Annotated in this window: 1 protein-coding gene; it reads right to left on the reverse strand. The window is 63.3% G+C overall.

Translation table 11 applies throughout. The features are described from left to right. A partial coding sequence (locus ACSHZY_RS18900; protein ID WP_435171769.1) for a DUF932 domain-containing protein occupies positions 1-472 on the reverse strand: 472 nt, incomplete at its 3' end. Between the last annotated feature and the right edge of the window lie 133 nt (positions 473-605).

The following is a 605-nucleotide window of genomic DNA, read 5'->3' on the forward strand; positions in this document are numbered from 1 at the left end:
CCAAGCTACGACCATGTGCACCACCCGGCGAGAATTTGCACTCGCGGGACATAGTCCGGCTCCGGACATAGTTCCGCCTATTGCCTGCGGGCAATAGGCGGAAAAAGCCCGGAAGCATCTGATAGGCGCTGGTGCCGTCATTGGCGTTCACAAGGATGATCTCGAACGCCTCGCCGTCGCCGTTGGTGATGGAGCGGTGACGCAGACGCAGCATGTGCTTGGTAAACTCGGCCTTGCCGGCAATGCGGGTGCGGGCCTGTTGGGCCATGAAGGGTTCAAAGCCTTCGGCGCGAAGGTTGTTCAGCACGTCGATGGTCGGCACGGGGGCAAAGCGGGCGCTGCGGCTTTCGTGCGCCTCGGCGGCAAAGATGGACGGAACGCGGGCGCGCAAGGCGTCGTCGGTCAACGCTTCGCCATGGCCCCGGATCGAGCCGCCGTTGGTCATTCCGCGCATGAAGTTCTGATAGCCCATGATCGTCTCCTTTTGTGGCGAGAACCTTCCGGCTTGGTGCGCCCTCTTTCCAGAATGGGCTGGCCGTGAAGGTGAGACGCGGCTTGCCCGCGCCTCTCCTTCAGGGACTGCCTTCCGGCGAGGAACGGGGGGA

It is taken from the genome of Falsirhodobacter sp. 1013 (assembly GCF_051195255.1).
In the GTDB taxonomy this organism is placed as follows: Bacteria; Pseudomonadota; Alphaproteobacteria; order Rhodobacterales; family Rhodobacteraceae; genus Falsirhodobacter.